This window comes from Paenarthrobacter sp. NPDC056912, from assembly GCF_042786555.1.
Classification (GTDB): Bacteria; Actinomycetota; Actinomycetes; order Actinomycetales; family Micrococcaceae; genus Arthrobacter.
The window spans coordinates 162,941-179,856 of sequence record NZ_JBHUCD010000009.1; the positions used below are offsets into that span (position 1 = coordinate 162,941).

Here is a 16,916-nt window from a genome sequence, read left to right on the forward strand (position 1 = left end):
CTCTCCATTCTTGAAAGGGAAGCCCCATGAACGCAGTACCCTCTGCCGGCCCCAGCCGCCGGAACTTCCTCTCCGTAGCAGGCATCGGTGCGCTCGCTCTCTTCAGCGGCGGTGCCTTGGCCGGTTGCGGACAGCGCACCACCAGCGTCGCTTCCAACGCGAGCGAAGCATTGTTGCCCACGCACATGCCCCTCCAGGCGGCCGCCGCCGACATCCCCGGCACGGCCCAAGGCGTGCCGTCGGCGTTCTACAAGTACCCCGCGCCGTTCCGCAGTGTGCAGGCAGCACCGCTGAAGGGCGGCAAGATCACGGCCATCACCAACCTGTTCGGCACGGCCCCCAATGCACGGGCGGACAACCCGGCGTGGCAGGCCATCGAAGCCCGGCTCGGCGGGCAGGTGGACATCACCTCGGTCTCCTCGGATGATTACGCCACCAAGTTCAACACCATCATCGCCGGCGGCGAGCTGCCGGACCTCATGCTCAACGACGGCGCCGCAGTGCCCAACATCGTGGAGTTCCTGCAGGCCAAATGCGCGGACCTGACTCCGTTGCTGGGCGGCGACAAGATCAAGGACTATCCCAACCTGGCCGCCATCCCCGAGGTGTTCTGGAAGCAGACCGTCCAGGCCGGCAAACTCTATTCGCTGCCCATTCCGCGCAACCTGACTGGTGGCTCCGGCTTCGTGAACCAGACGCTGCTGGAGAACGTTGGCGTCAAATCCACCGAAGACATCAAGGACAAGGACGACTTCTACCGGGTGGCCAAGGAGCTCACCAACCCGTCCAAGAACCAGTGGGCGTTGGGGAGCACCAAGTTTGGGCTCACCATGCTGCACCACATGTTCCGCACGCCGAACGTCTGGAAGAACGACGGCGGCAAACTCACCAGGGCGTTCGAGACGGACGAATACATGGCCGCGATCGAGTTCGCAGCCAAGCTCTACAGGGACGGTTTGTACGTCCCGGGTTCCGAGGGCTGGACGAAGTCGCAGATGGTGAACTCCTTCATCTCCGGCAAGGTGGCCATGATTTACGACGGACTCCCGGCCTACATCGGACCCACCGGCTATGGCCGCAGCATTCCCGCGGCGAACAAGGCCAACAAAGCGGTGCCGTTCATTCCCGTGGGCCACGACGGCGGCAAGGCCCAGACCTGGCTGGACAACATCACGTTCGGCACGGTGATGCTGAAGAAGGCGGACGAAGCCAAGCTCAAGGAAGTCCTGGCAGTGGCCAACTTCCTGGCGGCACCATTCGGCAGCGAAGAGTACCTGCTGCTCAACTACGGGGCCGAGGGCGCGGACTACACCTTGGATGCCAACGGCAACCCCGTGGTCACCGAGCGCGCCCTGCTGGACAACGCGGTGCCGTGGAAGTACCTGGCAGCGCCGCAGCAAGTGGTGTACGACCCCAGCAACAAGGACATTGTGGACGTCATGCACAACGCCTACTCAAAGCTCATCCCGCTGGGAGTCGAAGATCCCTGTGGCACGCTGTTCAGCCCCACGAATGCCAGCAAGGGTGCCAAGCTGGGCCAGCCTGTCTCCGACGCTGCCACGGCAGTCATCGCCGGCCGTGGCACCATGGACGCACTCAAGAGCGCCGTGGCGGACTGGAAGAAGAATGGTGGCGACACCATCCGCGGCGAATACGAATCAGCGCTGGCCAAGTAGCCGGTCCGAATAAATCCCAGTCTGCACAAGCCCAAGGAACCAACACCGTGACACAGCCCCTGCCAGCAAGCCAGCCGTGGCTCCCCAATCCAGACCCCACCTTGTCTCGATTCACCGGCTGGACGCGAAGCCACTGGGAAGCCACCGCCGACCATTGGCTCGAACACATCCGGAACTACTCCAGCCCGCTCAAGGCCACCCCGCGCCTGCCGGGCCGGGTCACCCGTGACGGCGAGCGCCGGGAGGGCATGGAGACCATCGGCCGGAGCCTGCTGATGGCGGCGCCGCGGATCGCCGGGGCCCGTGGCCAGGATCGCTTGGGGCTGGCGGACTGGTACCGGGAGGCGCTGCTGGCAGGTACGGATCCTGAAGGGGCGGAGCGTTGGCCGTTGGGTGTGACGTGCAAGTCTCCGTTGCTGGGGGTGACCAACTCGATCGTGGAGGCCGCGAACATTGCGTTCTCGCTCCATATTGGGCGGGAATGGCTGTGGGAGCCTTTGGATGCGGGGGAGAAGAAGCAGGTTGCTGCCTGGTTGCGGCACCATGCCCGGCTTGAGGTGTGGGGCAACAACTGGCAGCTCTTCCCGGCGATGGCGGAGGGTTTCCTGCGTTCGGTGGGCGAGGACGTTTCGGGCTGCACGGGTGCGCGGAATGTGGCCCGGGTGGAGTCCTGGTACCGGGGCGACGGCTGGTACACGGACGGGCCGGAGCACGCCATCGACTACTACAACGCGTGGGCCATTCACCCCTATTTGTGGGCTTGGTACACGATGACCGGCCGGCAGGATACCCCTGAGGGCCGCCGTCATCTGGAGCGCTTGCGTGAGTTTGTGGGTACGCAGAGCCTGATGTTCGCCAGTGATGGGGCAGTGCTGCATGTCGGGCGATCCCTGGCGTATCGCACTGCGGTCCTGGCTGCGCTCTGGTGTGCGGAGATCTCGGGGGTGAACCCGTTGACGCCGGGTGCCACCCGGCGCCTTGCGTCGGGAGTGTTGGCGAACTTCACCGCGAAAGGTGTTGGCGTTGACGGGCCGCCGAACCTGGGTTGGTATGGCGAACATTTTGGGTCCTGCCAGGCGTACAGCGGGTTCGGGTCGCCGTATCTGGCAGGCATCGGTTTCCTTGGTTTGGCGCTGCCGGCGGAGCACAGGGTGTGGCAGGACGTGGAAGAGCCGCAGCCCAGCGATGGTCCCGCTGCCGTTCGGGCCTTGCCTGATGTGGGCTGGACTTTGACCAGCGACGGCGGCCTGGTCCGCCTCACCAACCACGGCAGCGATCACTGCGGCCTGCCCGTGGGCGGCGGCAGGGATCCTGACGATCCGCACTACGCCAAGTTCTCCTATTCCAGCCATACAGCGCCGGGTACGGGAGTTGCGTGGGAGGACAACATCGACGGTCACCTTGCCCTGTTGGGGTCCGACGGCGTGGCGAGCCGGCGTTGTGCCCTCCGCGCCACCCGCACGGACGGACTCGTCAGCAGTTCCGTCCACATCCCGCAGCTGTATGGGAAGACCTTGCCCGGCACGGCCGTTACTACCGTTTCGGTGGTGGAAGGCATCCATGAGCTTCGCTGCCATCTGGTCAGTGGCCCGGTGGAATACGCCGTCCGGGAAGGTGGCCATGCCGTGGCCGACGCTTCGCCGCTGGAGGCGGGAGAGGCGGGAGCGATGGCCTGGGTCAGCAATGGCGATGTCTTCGCTGCCGTCACCGGCCTGCACGGCTGGGAGGAGCCGCGGACCACGCGGTATACGGAGGCCAACGCCATGGGCGAGCACTCGGCAGTCCCGAGCCTCAACGCAAAGCGCACTAGTGAGGAAACGGTTCACGTTGCCCTCCACACGCTGACCCGGGGCGAGGCACCGGCGCCGGAATCGCTCAAGGCGGCTGCCGCCGTCGTGGTTTCCGGTACGGAAATTTCCGTGTCGTGGGCGAGCGGCGCGCAACAACTTTTTGACCTGCGGACGTTTGTGCCGTGGGACGGGCAGGTGGGGAAATGATCGAGCTGAAATATGGAGCCGCCCGGCAGGAACCACGGCAGGACGCAGCGATGAAGAAGTTCCGCGGTCACCGCGTGGGGCAGTTCATTCACTGGGGGCTCTATGCCTTGCCCGCCGGCCGCTGGGAAGGGAAAGACGTGGAGTTCGCGGCTGAGTTCCTTCCGCGGGTGGCGAAGATCCCACAGCAACGTTGGGAGGCGCTCGCAAACGATTTCACGCTGGCGGATTTCGACGCCGAGCAGTGGGCTGACACCGCGGCGGCGTTGGGCGCAAAGTACATGACGGTTACCACCAAGCACCACGACGGCTTCTGCCTGTGGCCGAGCGCCCACACTGACTTCCACATGGGCAACACGCCGTCCGGGCGCGATGTCCTGGGCGAACTGGTAGCGGCGTACGAAGCCCGCGGGATCGACGTCAACTTCTACTATTCGGTGCTGGACTGGCGGCACCCGGACTGGCGCTTCACGCTGGAGAACGACGCCGACAACCTGGCTTTCGCCCGGTACCTCGACTTCGCGATGAAGCAGTTGGAGGAACTGGCCGAACGCTATCCGAGCGTCAAGGGCTTCTGGTTCGACGGCACGTGGGACGAATCCGTGAAGGCCAACGGGTGGTGGACCTGGGAGGTCGAACGAATGCTGAAGGAACGGATCCCCGGCGTGGTGGTCAACAGCCGTTTGCGCGCGGACGACCTTGGAGCCCGGCATGTGGATTCCAATGGCTTGCTGATGGGCGATTACGAAAGCGGCTACGAGCGAAGGCTGCCGGAGCCGTGGGACCGCAGCGTGGCAGCCCGCGACTGGGAAGCATGCATGACCATCCCGCAGGCAAGTTGGGGATACCACCAAGGGCCGTGGGCGCAGTCGACGCTCAAGCACCCTTGGGATCTGGTGGACATGATTGCCCACTGCACGTCCTTGGGCGGCAACTTCCTGCTGAACTTCGGCCCACGCGGCGACGGGTCCATGGCACCGGCCGAGGTGGAGATCGCCCTCAACGTGGGGGAGTGGCTCGCAGTCAACGGTGAGGCGATCTACGGGTGCGGCTTCGCCGAGGGCTGGAGCTATCCGGGGTGGGGATACTTCACCCGGGACAGCAGCACGGGGCAGGTGTACGCAGTGGTGACCCGTGGGCCGGTGTCGGGGAGGATCCGTTTGGAGCTACCGGCAGGCCTGGAACTCGTGGGCCTGCGGTTGCTGGGCTCCGGTGGGCAGCCGTTCAAAAGGCTGGCCGACTCCGTGTTCGAGGTGGAATTGGGGGCTGCCTCGAATGCCGGGCCGCTGGTCTTCGCCGTGGAAACCGGTGTCCTCGCCGGCAGGGCCTCGGAAAAGGAGCCCAATCCGGACGTGTTGGACTAGCGCTTCGCATTGAGTTCGCCGGAAGGCTGCCAATCCGTCCGGAGAATTTCGGCGATCTGGCAGCCTTCCCGCGAATTCGGCGAGTGGGTCGTCCGGGGCTAAGCGTCGGCAGCTGCCAGGCGTGCCCTCTTCTTCAGGACCGAGTTCTTCCGCGCTGTCCGGAGCATGTCGATGGTCAGCAGGACCAGGGCCAGCCAGACCACGCAGAAGCCGATCCAGCGTGCCGTGGTCATGGTCTCGTTGAACACGGTGAGCGCAACAACGAACTGGAGGATCGGCGCAAAGTACTGCAGCAGGCCGATGGTAGTCATTGGCAGCCGGCGTGCTGACGCGCCGAAGAAGAGCAGCGGCACGGCAGTGATGACGCCGGATGCCACGAGCAACCAGAAGTGTCCGGGGCCAAGGGCGGTGAGTGTTGCCACGCCGCTGGTGCCAAGGACCACCATGGTGATTGCTGCAAAGGGGGTCAGCACCACGGTTTCGACCGAGAGGCTGGTCAGGGCGTCCACCTTGGGTCCAACGCGCTTCTTGACGAAGCCGTACAGGCCGAAGCTGAAGGCAAGGATCAAAGCGATCCACGGAAGTTGTCCGTAGGAAAAGGTCAGGACGCCAACGGCCACGAAGCCAATGCCGACAGCCGCCCACTGGAGCGGCCGTAGCTTCTCCTTGAGGACGAACACGCCAAGCAGTACCGAAACCAAGGGGTTGATGAAGTATCCCAAGGACGTTTCAACCGCATGTCCCGTAGTGACACCGAAGGTGTAGGTAAGCCAGTTGATGGCAATGAGTCCGGCCGCCAAAGCCAATGGCCCGAAGACGGAGCGGTCCTTCAGTGCGGCACCGAACACTTTCCAAGCACGGGTGATGGTGATCAGCAGAGCACAGAAAATCAACGACCACACGATCCGGTTCGCGACGATCTCGATCGCACCCGCCGGCTGCAGGACGAAGAAGTACAGGGGAAGCAGCCCCCACAAACCGTAGGCGCCGATGCCGAACAGGATTCCCGCCGTCGACTCGCTCCTCACCGGCTTACCGGACCGGGACTTACCAGCGACGTCGGTCCCTCCGACGCCGTCCCCGGGGGTCGTCGTCGTTGGCTGGTTTGAAGAAGATGAGGTTGCGATGATTTGCTCCGGTGTCGACACAATGTCGCCAACACCATTCGATGGCGCAATATTCCGCAATATAGCTTGCGGAGTTGGGAATCTTTGTGACTCCTGCCATATAAGCGGCTCCATCTGGGGTCGACATTTAGAATTGGATTCTGCGCGCCCCAACAATGGCGTGGCTCACTGCTTCGGAAGGGCTCACGGTGTCCAACTCAGCCGCAACCACCCCCAAACGTCCGCTTCGCGTTGCCATCGTCGGCGCAGGTCCGGCCGGTGTCTATGCCGCCGACATCCTGACCAAGTCCAACGAGGTCAAGGACGGGGATGTTGAGGTCAGCATCGATCTCTTTGAGGCCTACCCGGCACCCTATGGCCTGATCCGCTACGGCGTGGCCCCCGACCACCCCCGCATCAAGGGCATCGTCAACGCCCTGCATAAAGTCCTGGACCGTGGCGACATCCGCTTCCTGGGGAACGTGACCTATGGCCGTGACCTGACGCTCCACGATTTCCGTGCGTTCTACGACGCCGTGATCTTTTCCACGGGCGCCATCAAGGACGCTGCGCTGAACATCCCCGGCATCGAGTTGGACGGTTCCTTCGGTGGCGCCGACTTCGTGTCCTGGTACGACGGCCACCCAGACGTCCCCCGGGATTGGCCCCTCGATGCCAAGGAAATCGCAGTGATCGGCAACGGTAACGTGGCATTGGACGTCGCGCGCATGCTGGTCAAACACCCCGAAGAATTGCTTGTCACGGAGATCCCGGACAACGTCTACGCCGGGCTTAAGAAATCGCCGGTGACCGATGTCCATGTCTTCGGCCGCCGCGGGCCCGCGCAGGTGAAGTTCACGCCCTTGGAGCTGCGCGAACTGTCCCACTGTAAGGACGTGGACATCGTGTTGTACCCGGAGGACTTCGAGTTCGACGACGCCTCGGATGAAGCGATCAAAACCAACAACCAGATCAAGACCATGGTCAACACCATGACCAACTGGTTGGTGGAGGAGCACGCCACGTCCGAGCAGCCCTCCTCACGCCGCCTGCACCTGCACTTCCTGCACAGCCCGGTGGAAATCCAGGACTCGCCCGAAACGCCGGGCAAGGTTTCCGGTATCAAGTTCGAGCGCATGCAGCTGGACGGCACGGGCAACGTCAAGGGCACCGGGGAGTTCGTGGAGTACCCCGTCCAGTCCGTGTACCGGGCCATCGGATACCACGGCTCGCCGCTGGAGGAACTTGAGTTCGACGCCCGCCGCGGCGTCATCCCGAACGACGGCGGCCGCGTCCTGGATGCGGACGGCAAGCACGTGCCAGGCATCTATGCGACGGGCTGGATCAAGCGTGGACCCGTTGGGCTGATCGGCCACACCAAGGGCGATGCGCTGGAGACCATCGGTTTCCTCCTCGAAGACCGCCTCACCCTGCCGCCAGCTGAGAATCCCGATCCGCAGGCCATCATCGACCTCCTTGAGGAACGCGGAATTGAATACACCACGTGGGATGGTTGGAACCGGCTCGATGCCCATGAGGCTGCCTTGGGGGCCGCTTGGTCCGAAAACGGCAAGGGCAACGGCGTGGTCCGCGAACGCATCAAGGTGGTTCCTCGCGAGGACATGATCCAGATCTCCCGCGGCTGACAATCTCCTCCACGCGAACTAGACTTGCCGATACTGTGCCGCCCACCACATGCGCAGGACGCCAGGGAGTTCGATGAGGAATCCAATCCATCCCCCGGTTCCAGGCAGCGATGCCGCGGAACTGCTGCAGAAGCGTGCCCTGGCAAGCCATGAACGCCTGGACTCCCTGCGGTTCGGAGTTCCCGAGGGCGAAGAGATCTCCGGCCTCCGCCGCCTGGTCCGCGAATCCTGGCAGCGCTCGGCCAGCCTGCAGGCCAACCCCGACGTCGCCGAGGCGCCCCTCGCCATGGACCGGGACGAACTCGAGGAATACCGCAGGCAGCACCCCTTGGCCGCGATCATGCCCGTGATCAAGAAGCTGCTGGTCCAGCCCAGCCACGACAGCGGCCTGCTCGTAGCAGTTGGTGACGACGTCGGCCGGCTCTTGTGGGTGGACGGCGATCCCGTGATGCAGCGACGTGCCGAAGGGATGATGTTCGTCGCCGGCTCGGACTGGTCCGAAGCTTCGGTTGGAACCAGCGCACCCGGCACGGCCCTTGCCCTGGATCGCAGCATCCAGATCTCCGGTGCCGAGCACTTCAAGCGCTCTGTCCATCCGTGGAGCTGCACGGCTGTTCCCTTCCACGATCCCGATTCGGGCGCCGTGCTGGGGGTGGTGGACATTACCGGCACCGAAACTGCCGTGGCACCACACACCCTTTCCTTGGTGGAAGCCACGGTCGCGGCAGCCCAGGCCCAGCTACGCATCGAGCGACTGCAGCTTGCCGCTGCGGTGCGGGAAAAACCCCGACGCCGGAGCGCCGCTTCGGTGTCCGGCCATGCCCTGTACCGGAACAGCCTGCAGCTGTTGGGCCGGGACCAGGCGCTGCTCAGTATCGACGGCCGGACGGTTTCACTCTCGGCCCGGCACAGCGAGATCCTTGCCATCCTCGGCCATCACCCGGACGGCCTCAGCGCCGAGGACCTCTGCACCCAGCTGTACCCGGGCGACGGCTCCGCAGTGACGCTCCGCGCAGAGATGGTGCGGCTCCGCAAAGTAGTCAATGAGCTCAGCCCGGGCGCCGTTCCCGGTTCGCGTCCCTACCGGCTGCCGGTTGAACTTCTGCCCGACTCCGGCCAAGTGCTCAGCTGCCTGCAGCGCGGCGCGCACCGCATTGCCCTGGAAATCTACAAAGGTGCCGTCCTGCCGAGGTCGGAGGCACCCGGCGTCGTCCAGTTGCGTGAACGGGTCTCGCACCTGCTGCGCGAAGCACTGCTCAGCGACGGCAGCGTCGATACCCTTCTCAAGTATGCGGAGCTCCCCGAAGCGAAGTACGACGTCGACCTCCGCCTCGCCGTCCTCAAGCTGCTGCCGCCGCGCTCACCCAAGCGCGCCGCCGTCGTGGCTGACCTGGAGCGGCTGGAGACGGAACTGACCGCCTGAACTCACGCGAGTGAGCTGAATCACAAGGTTGCAACGTAGCTGCAACCCCCACGCTCCTAGGCTCGAATCAATGGCGAAAGCCACCGTGATTCGCAGCAAAGGAGCTAGCAATGACTGTTTATGCACAGCCGGGTGCAGAAGGTTCGAAGATTACTTTCAAGGACCGCTACGAGAACTGGATCGGCGGCGAATGGGTCGCCCCCGTCAAGGGCGGCTACTTTGAGAACATCACTCCCGTCACGGGTAAGGCCTTCTGCGAAGTCGCCCGTGGTACCTCCGAGGACATCGAGCTGGCCCTCGACGCTGCGCACAAGGTAGCGCCCTCCTGGGGCAAGACCTCTGCCACCGAGCGGGCCGCGATCCTGAACAAGATCGCCGACCGGATCGACGAGAACGTCGAGTTGCTCGCGGTTGCGGAAACCTGGGACAACGGCAAGCCCGTCCGGGAGACCCTGAACGCCGACATTCCGCTGGCTGCCGATCATTTCCGCTACTTCGCTTCCGCCGTGCGGGCACAGGAAGGCCACCTCTCGCAGCTCGATGAGGACACCACCGCCTACCACTTCAAGGAGCCCCTGGGCGTGGTCGGACAGATCATTCCGTGGAACTTCCCCATCCTCATGGCCGTCTGGAAGCTGGCACCGGCGCTCGCGGCCGGCAATGCCGTGGTCCTGAAGCCGGCTGAGCAGACGCCCACTTCCATCCTGGTCCTCATGGAACTGATCAGCGATATCCTGCCGGCTGGTGTGGTGAACGTCGTCAACGGTTTCGGTGTCGAAGCCGGCAAGCCGCTGGCCTCCAGTTCCCGCATCCGCAAGATCGCCTTCACGGGTGAGACCACCACGGGCCGGCTCATCAGCCAGTACGCCTCCAACAACCTCATTCCTGTCACCCTGGAACTTGGTGGCAAGAGCCCCAACATCTTCTTCGACGACGTCGCGTCCCAGAATGACGCCTTCTACGACAAAGCCCAGGAAGGCTTCACCCTTTTCGCCTTCAACCAGGGCGAAGTCTGCACCTGCCCCTCCCGTGCCTTGGTCCAGGAAGGGATCTACGACTCCTTCATGACGGACGTGGTGGCCCGGACCAACAAAATCATCCAAGGAAACCCGCTGGATACGGACACCCAGATCGGTGCCCAGGCCTCCAACGACCAACTGGAGAAGATCCTGTCCTACATCGACATCGGAAAGCAGGAGGGCGCCAAGGTGCTCACCGGCGGAGCGAGGGCGGAACTCCCGGGCGATCTCGCCGGCGGCTACTACGTTCAGCCCACCATTTTCGAAGGCCACAACCGCATGCGGATCTTCCAGGAGGAAATCTTCGGCCCGGTGGTGTCCGTCACCAAGTTCAGCGACTACGACGACGCAATCGGCCTCGCCAACGACACCCTCTATGGGCTCGGCGCCGGTGTCTGGTCGCGCAACGGAAACGTCGCCTACCGTGCAGGCCGGGAAATCCAGGCCGGCCGCGTATGGGTCAACAACTACCACGCCTACCCGGCCGGTGCCGCGTTCGGTGGCTACAAGTCCTCAGGTATTGGCCGTGAGAACCACGCCATGATGCTGGACCACTACCAGCAGACCAAGAACCTCCTGGTCAGCTACAACGAGAACAAGCTCGGCTTCTTCTAGGAGTCCTGGTGCAGCCAACGTCCGGCCGAAGGTGCTTTGGCGGCCGTTGGTTGCACCGAGCCTGGACTCATTCATTCAGATCAAAGGAGATCGTCAATGACTAACACCATGCAAGCAGCAGTAGTCACGGAGTTCGGTACAGACCTGGAAATCCTGGAGGTTGAAAGGCCGACGCCGGGTCCCGGCCAAGCGCTGGTCCGCCTCATCACATCGGGCGTGTGTCATACGGACCTGCACGCCGCCGAAGGTGACTGGCCGGTCAAACCGACGCCACCATTCATCCCGGGCCATGAGGGAGTCGGCGAGGTCGTAGCCCTGGGCGAAGGGGTCACGGACGTTGCCGTGGGCGACCTTGTGGGCAATGCCTGGCTCTGGTCTGCGTGCGGAGATTGCCAATACTGCCGCACGGGGTGGGAGACCCTGTGCGAGGCGCAGCAGAACGGTGGCTACAGCGTGGATGGCTCGTTCGGCGAGTACATGCTGGTGGATACCCGGTTTGCCGCCCGCATCCCGGAAGGTTCAGACCCCGTGGAGGTAGCACCCGTGCTGTGCGCCGGGGTCACCGTCTACAAAGGCTTGAAGATGACAGAGGCCAAGCCGGGACAGTGGGTCACTATCTCCGGCATCGGCGGACTGGGCCACATCGCCGTGCAGTATGCCGTGGCCATGGGTCTTCGCGTGGCGGCCGTGGACATTGCCGACGACAAGCTGGCGCTGGCCCGCGAACATGGGGCTGAACTGACGGTCAATGCCTTGCACGAGGACCCTGCTGAAGTCATCCAGCGTGAAACAGGCGGCTGCCACGGCGTCCTGGTTACCGCGGTGCACCCCTCGGCGTTCGGCCAGGCCATCCGTATGGCCCGGCGCGGCGGAACGATCGTGTTCAACGGGCTCCCGCCCGGCGACTTCCCGGCACCGATCTTCGAGATCGTACTCAAAGGGCTCACGGTCCGCGGTTCGATCGTGGGAACTCGGCAGGACCTTGAGGAGGCCCTTGAGTTCTACGCGCAGGGCAAGATCAAGCCAACGGTTTCCACCAGGGAGCTTTCTGAGGTCAACGCGGTCTTTGACGAGATGAAACACGCGAAGATCGACGGCCGAGTGGTTCTGAAGTTCTGATGAACCCCACCAGCTTGGAAGCTGCGGTGACGCTGCCCGGGGAGGACTTCTCCCGGGTGGCGCTCACCGCAGTGTCCGTGGAACTGCTCCGCAAGCTCTGGGACCAGCACGGACCGCTCATGTTCCATCAGTCCGGCGGCTGCTGTGACGGTTCCGCCCCCATGTGCTATCCGGCAGGGGAATTCCTGACAGGTGACGCTGACGTTCTTCTGGGACGTTTCGACATCAGTGCAGGAGGGGAAGCGCAGCCGATCGACTTCTGGATGTCCAAGGAGCAGTTCAACTACTGGTCCCATACGCACCTCACGGTGGACGTTGTCCCTGGCCGGGGGAGCGGCTTCTCCGTGGAGTCACCCGAAGGGAAGCGCTTTTTGATCCGGTCCACGATCATGGACTGGGACGTTGCCCCATTGGCCACATGAATCACACCAGTCACCAGGATAATCGCTTCGTCTCACTATCTGGGATAAATGTGGCCGTCCATTGACCGGACACTATTCTTGATGAGTCCTATACCACCCCCATCCAAGAATGTGGCATTTCTATGAACATTTTCAGGACCAAATCGATCGAGCAGTCGATCGCCGATGCCGATGAGCCCGGGCGCAAGCTCAAGCGCAGCCTCAGTACCTGGGACCTGATGATCATGGGCGTCGCCGTTGCTGTCGGCGCCGGGATCTTCTCCGTGGGCGCGAAAGCCGCTGCAAACTTTGCCGGCCCCGCTGTCACCATCTCCTTTGCCATCGCAGCAATCACATGTGCCCTGGCCATCATGTGCTACGCGGAGTTCGCAACGGCAATCCCCGTTGCGGGCTCAGCCTACGTGTTCACCTACGCCACCATGGGCGAAGTACTGGCCTGGATCATTGGCTGGAACCTCATCCTCGAACTGTTCACGGCCGCGGCCGTGATCGCCAAGTACTGGGGCATCTACCTCAGCAAGGTCTTCGCGTTGATGGGTGTGGACATCCCGCCGGCGTTGAGCATTGGTGGCGTTGACCTCTATTGGGGTGCCTTCCTCATTGTCGCGATCTTCACTGTTCTGTTGGTGCTGGGGACAAAGTTGTCCGCCCGCGTCGGCAACATCTTCACTTTGATAAAGATCGCCGTGGTGCTCTTCGTGATCGTTGTGGGCTTCAGCTACGTGAAGTTCTCCAACTACACGCCCTTTGTTCCCGCTTCCGAGCCGACTGCCGGGACGGGCGCCGCAGACGTCATGAAGCAGTCCTTCTTCGGCTTCCTGACCGGGGCGGCTCCGGCCCAGTACGGCACCCTCGGTATCTTCGCAGGCGCAGCACTGGTGTTCTTCGCGTTCATCGGCTTCGACGTTGTGGCAACGTCCGCTGAAGAGGTCAAGAACCCCCAGAAGACGCTGCCCCGGGGAATCTTCGGTGGCCTGGCAGTGGTCACCCTGCTTTACATCCTGGTTTCCCTTGCCTTGACCGGCATGGTGTCCTACACACAGTTGGCCGAGGAAAAGAACCCCACGCTCACCACGGCGTTCGAGGCCGTCGGCAACACCGACGCTGCCAAGGTCATCGCGTTTGGCTCCCTTGTTGGACTGACCACCGTGATCATGGTGCTGCTCATGGGCCTATCCAGGGTTGTCCTCGCCATGAGTCGCGACGGCTTGCTGCCGCGTTCGCTTTCCAAGACGAGTGAGAAGCGCTCGACTCCTGCGCGCCTGCAGATCATTTGTGGGGCGGCCGTGGCCCTCGTGGCGGGCCTGACCAACGTGGACCTGCTCGAGGAAATGATCAACATTGGAACGCTGTCAGCGTTCGTGATGGTCAGCCTGGGCATCCTGGTGCTGCGCAAGAAGCGCCCGGACCTCAAGCCCGCTTTCCGGGTGCCGTTCGGAAAGGTGCTCCCGTGGGTCTCCGCCATCCTCTGCGCCTACCTCATGACGAACCTTGCGGTGGAAACCTGGATCTTCTTCGCGATCTGGCTGGTCATCGGCATGGTCATCTACTTCTCCTACGGCCAGCGCCACTCGCGGCTCAACGAGAAGTTCGCGTCCGCCAAGGCCGCCGTCAACGGGGGTAACGCAAGCACGGGGTCCAAGGGCGACGAGGACCAAGACAGCTACACCAAGGTCTGATGACTACGGCAGCTGCCTGTCAGACAGCCGCGTCACTTCACCTGCAAAGGCGCCCGGGAACCGCTGGTTTTCGGGCGCTTTTTGCTGCCCGCATTCCTACGGCGCGGCATGCTCACCGACCCACTCCACCAAGGGCCGCAGCACTTCCCAGCGTGCAGCGATTTCATCCTTGGCAGCAGCGGTGGACAGCCACTCCGGCTGCCCGACCTCAACACCGGCCGACAAGGACTTGTGTTTGAGGAGCTCAGCCCGGGGGTGGTCTTTGTCGAAGCCCCGGGGAACGGTCTTGAGTTTCTCGCCGTCGATGGCGAATCCTGCTGCGGCCACTGCATCAACGATCTTCTGCAGCTCCCCGCCGCTCTCAGGAGCATCCACGGCCGCACGGAACCGCGCCAGCTGCGCCGGAGTATGGGAATGGTAGCCACCGCCGATCAGGAGGGTGTCCGCGCTGATCTGGACGTAGTAGCCAACGCCTTCCCGGGTAGCCGCGAAGGCGCCTTGCGCCGTCTTGTACGGTGACTTGTCCTGGGAGAACCTGATGTCCCTGTTGGGGCGGAAAATCTTAGCCGGGCCGAACTGCGGTTCCAGCTCCAAAAGGAGTGACGTCAGCGGTTCCCTGACCTCGGCGTCGTACGTCTTCTTGTGTTCCAGCCACCACTCGCGGTTGTTGTTTTCTTCAAGCTCGGCGTAGAAGCGGAATGCGGCTGCGGGAATGCCTTCGAATGTGCTCATAAAAGGATCCTATGGACCGCAGCACCGGCGCAGCCAGAGCCATCACGGCCTATGTGGAAAACAAAAGAACACCCCGCCGCGGAGATCCGCAACGGGGTGTTCCAGGAACTACGAACGCTTAGAGCTTGTTGGCTGCTTCAGCGTCGGACTCAGTCTGGCCAGCGCCAAGGTTGGCGCGGAGCTTGGCGCCAAGGTCAGCGTCAACGCTGGTCCAGTACTGGATGGCGCGTTCCTTGATGTCGGCGTTCTTCACGCCGCCCACGGCACCGGTGATGGTGTCCAGGAGACGGGCCTTGGCGGCGTCATCGTAGACCTCGCGGTACAGCGTTCCGGCCTGGCCGAAGTCGCCGTCCTCAGCGTGGAGGGTGTGAGCGGCGTGGGTGAGCTCGCCGTCGTTTTCCCAGCCACCGGCGGGTGAAGCGGACTCAACTGCAGCCGGGCCGCCCACGGAGTTCGGTGCGTAGACCGGAACCGAGGGAGCGTTGAACAGGTAACGTCCCGCGCCGTCCTGGCTGTAGTTGTTGACCTGGTTCTTCGGCTGGTTCACCGGGATCTGTGCGTGGTTGGTACCCACGCGGTAGCGGTGTGCGTCGGCGTAGGAGAAGATGCGGGCCTGCAGCATCTTGTCCGGGGAAGCGGCGATGCCCGGTACGAAGTTCGACGGCGCGAAGGTGGCCTGCTCGATCTGCGCGAAGTAGTTCTCCGGGTTCTTGTTCAGCTCCATGGTGCCCACGTGGATCAGCGGGTAGTCCGCGTGCGGCCACACCTTGGTGAGGTCGAACGGGTTGAAGCGGTAGGTCTTGGCGTCTTCGTACGGCATGACCTGGACGTGCAGTTCCCAGGAGGGGAAGTTGCCATCGGCGATGTTTTCCTGCAGGTCGCGGATGTAGAAGTCCGCGTCCGAGCCGGCCAGCTCTTCAGCCTGGTCGCCGGTGATGGTCTTGACGCCCTGGTTGGAGCGGAAGTGGTACTTGACCCAGAAGCGCTCGCCTTCGGCGTTGATCCACTGGTAGGTGTGCGAGCCGTAGCCCTGCATTTCACGCCAGGAAGCCGGGAGGCCGCGGTCGCCCATGAGCCACGTGACCTGGTGGGCCGACTCGGGGGAGAGGGTCCAGAAGTCCCACTGCATGTCAGCGTCACGCAGGTGGGTACCCGGGAGGCGCTTCTGCGAGTGGATGAAGTCCGGGAACTTGATGCCGTCGCGGATGAAGAAGACGGGGGTGTTGTTGCCAACGAGGTCGTAGTTGCCCTCGGAGGTGTAGAACTTCACGGCGAAACCGCGGGGGTCGCGCCACGTGTCGGGGGAACCGTTCTCGCCGGCGACGGAGGAGAAGCGGATCAGCATGTCGGTGTCCACGCCCGGCTGCAGGAAGGCAGCCTTGGTGTAGGCAGAGACGTCCGAGGTGGTCTTGAACGTACCGAAAGCGCCGCCGCCCTTGGCGTGGACAACACGCTCCGGGACCCGCTCGCGGTTGAACTGTGCGAGCTTTTCCACCAGGTAGTGGTCGGTCAGGATGATGGCACCGTCAGCGCCGACGGACTTCGAGTGCGCGTCGGACGTAACGGGGGCACCTGACTGAGTTGTTGAAATGGCAGTCATTGTTCTCCTTTTTCCTATTTCTGAGTTACGGAAGTATTTACGGGAAGCTGTTGTTTGGCCTGGCAGTCCTGGCAGATGCCTTGGTACAAGACGTCTGCGATCTGGATGGTCATTGGCTTGGAGTTTTCGTCCCAATGCGGAGTGAGGCACGGTGCGTGGCCCACGGCGCAATCCACGTCTTCCACGCGACCGCAACTGATGCAGACGGCGTGATGGTGGTTGTCGCCCACCCGGGTTTCGTAAAGCGCCGGGGAGTGCGGAGGTTCGAAACGGCGCAACATCTGCAGATCCGTGAGATCGCTGAGCACTACGTAAACGGACTGCGCCGTCAGTTCAGGAAGCTCTTTGCGGGCAGCGGCGAGGATGCCCTCTGCCGGGGAGTGCGGATGATGCTGGACCGCGGCCAACACTGCCAGCCTCTGTTTGGTCACACGCCTGCCATGAGCATGGAGCGCAGCGGCCCATGCAACTTGCTCGGCTGTGTGATCGGTCATGCATTTATTGAAACACTTATTTTGAGG

General features: G+C 63.2%; 13 protein-coding genes. 9 read left to right on the forward strand and 4 right to left on the reverse strand.

Features of this window, described 5'->3' with window-relative positions; genetic code table 11:
* Window positions 1-26: 26 nt before the first annotated feature.
* Genes ACFRJ9_RS12045 through ACFRJ9_RS12055 form a run of 3 tightly spaced genes read left to right on the forward strand, consistent with a single transcriptional unit; the run spans window position 27 to window position 5,034 of the window.
* Window positions 27-1,676 carry an extracellular solute-binding protein gene (locus ACFRJ9_RS12045; RefSeq protein ID WP_377667967.1) on the forward strand — a complete coding sequence of 550 codons (1,650 nt, stop codon included), beginning with the start codon at window positions 27-29 and terminating at the stop codon, window positions 1,674-1,676.
* 47 nt (window positions 1,677-1,723) lie between these two features.
* Entirely contained in the window at window positions 1,724-3,673 is a 1,950-nt protein-coding gene (locus tag ACFRJ9_RS12050) for a DUF2264 domain-containing protein (RefSeq protein ID WP_377667969.1), read from the forward strand.
* Window positions 3,670-5,034: an alpha-L-fucosidase gene (locus ACFRJ9_RS12055; RefSeq protein WP_377667971.1), complete on the forward strand. Its 1,365-nt coding sequence runs from the start codon at window positions 3,670-3,672 to the stop codon at window positions 5,032-5,034. The genes ACFRJ9_RS12050 and ACFRJ9_RS12055 overlap by 4 nt, the downstream gene beginning before the upstream one ends.
* A 98-nt stretch (window positions 5,035-5,132) precedes the next feature.
* Here ACFRJ9_RS12055 and rarD read toward each other — a convergent pair whose 3' ends face one another.
* Entirely contained in the window at window positions 5,133-6,221 is a 1,089-nt protein-coding gene (rarD, locus tag ACFRJ9_RS12060) for an EamA family transporter RarD (RefSeq protein ID WP_377667974.1), read from the reverse strand.
* Window positions 6,222-6,349: 128 nt separating this feature from the next.
* Here rarD and ACFRJ9_RS12065 point away from each other — a divergent pair, with 128 nt between their 5' ends.
* The 6 genes from ACFRJ9_RS12065 (at window position 6,350) to ACFRJ9_RS12090 (ending at window position 14,063) form a co-directional block, all read left to right on the forward strand.
* Window positions 6,350-7,786, forward strand: coding sequence for an FAD-dependent oxidoreductase (locus tag ACFRJ9_RS12065; protein WP_377667977.1), 1,437 nt, complete (start codon window positions 6,350-6,352; stop codon window positions 7,784-7,786).
* A gap of 73 nt (window positions 7,787-7,859) precedes the next feature.
* Entirely contained in the window at window positions 7,860-9,209 is a 1,350-nt protein-coding gene (locus ACFRJ9_RS12070) for a GAF domain-containing protein (RefSeq protein ID WP_377667980.1), read from the forward strand.
* Window positions 9,210-9,319: 110 nt separating this feature from the next.
* Window positions 9,320-10,843, forward strand: a complete 1,524-nt coding sequence (locus ACFRJ9_RS12075; protein ID WP_377667982.1) for an aldehyde dehydrogenase family protein — start codon at window positions 9,320-9,322, stop codon at window positions 10,841-10,843.
* Between the two features lie 96 nt (window positions 10,844-10,939).
* Window positions 10,940-11,962, forward strand: coding sequence for an alcohol dehydrogenase AdhP (adhP, locus tag ACFRJ9_RS12080; protein WP_377667985.1), 1,023 nt, complete (start codon window positions 10,940-10,942; stop codon window positions 11,960-11,962).
* Window positions 11,962-12,384: a DUF779 domain-containing protein gene (locus ACFRJ9_RS12085; RefSeq protein ID WP_377667987.1), complete on the forward strand. Its 423-nt coding sequence runs from the start codon at window positions 11,962-11,964 to the stop codon at window positions 12,382-12,384. The genes adhP and ACFRJ9_RS12085 overlap by 1 nt, the downstream gene beginning before the upstream one ends.
* A 122-nt stretch (window positions 12,385-12,506) precedes the next feature.
* Window positions 12,507-14,063, forward strand: coding sequence for an amino acid permease (locus ACFRJ9_RS12090; RefSeq protein WP_377667989.1), 1,557 nt, complete (start codon window positions 12,507-12,509; stop codon window positions 14,061-14,063).
* A 96-nt stretch (window positions 14,064-14,159) separates the two neighbouring features.
* On the opposite strand, the gene ACFRJ9_RS12095 is transcribed toward ACFRJ9_RS12090, so the two are convergent.
* The 3 genes from ACFRJ9_RS12095 to ACFRJ9_RS12105 form a co-directional block, all read right to left on the reverse strand.
* Window positions 14,160-14,795 (reverse strand): DUF2461 domain-containing protein, encoded by a 636-nt coding sequence (locus ACFRJ9_RS12095; RefSeq protein ID WP_377667991.1) that lies wholly within the window; start codon window positions 14,793-14,795, stop codon window positions 14,160-14,162.
* A gap of 118 nt (window positions 14,796-14,913) precedes the next feature.
* Window positions 14,914-16,395, reverse strand: coding sequence for a catalase (locus tag ACFRJ9_RS12100; RefSeq protein WP_377667994.1), 1,482 nt, complete (start codon window positions 16,393-16,395; stop codon window positions 14,914-14,916).
* Window positions 16,396-16,409: 14 nt separating this feature from the next.
* Window positions 16,410-16,889, reverse strand: coding sequence for a Fur family transcriptional regulator (locus ACFRJ9_RS12105; RefSeq protein ID WP_377667996.1), 480 nt, complete (start codon window positions 16,887-16,889; stop codon window positions 16,410-16,412).
* Window positions 16,890-16,916 lie beyond the last annotated feature (27 nt).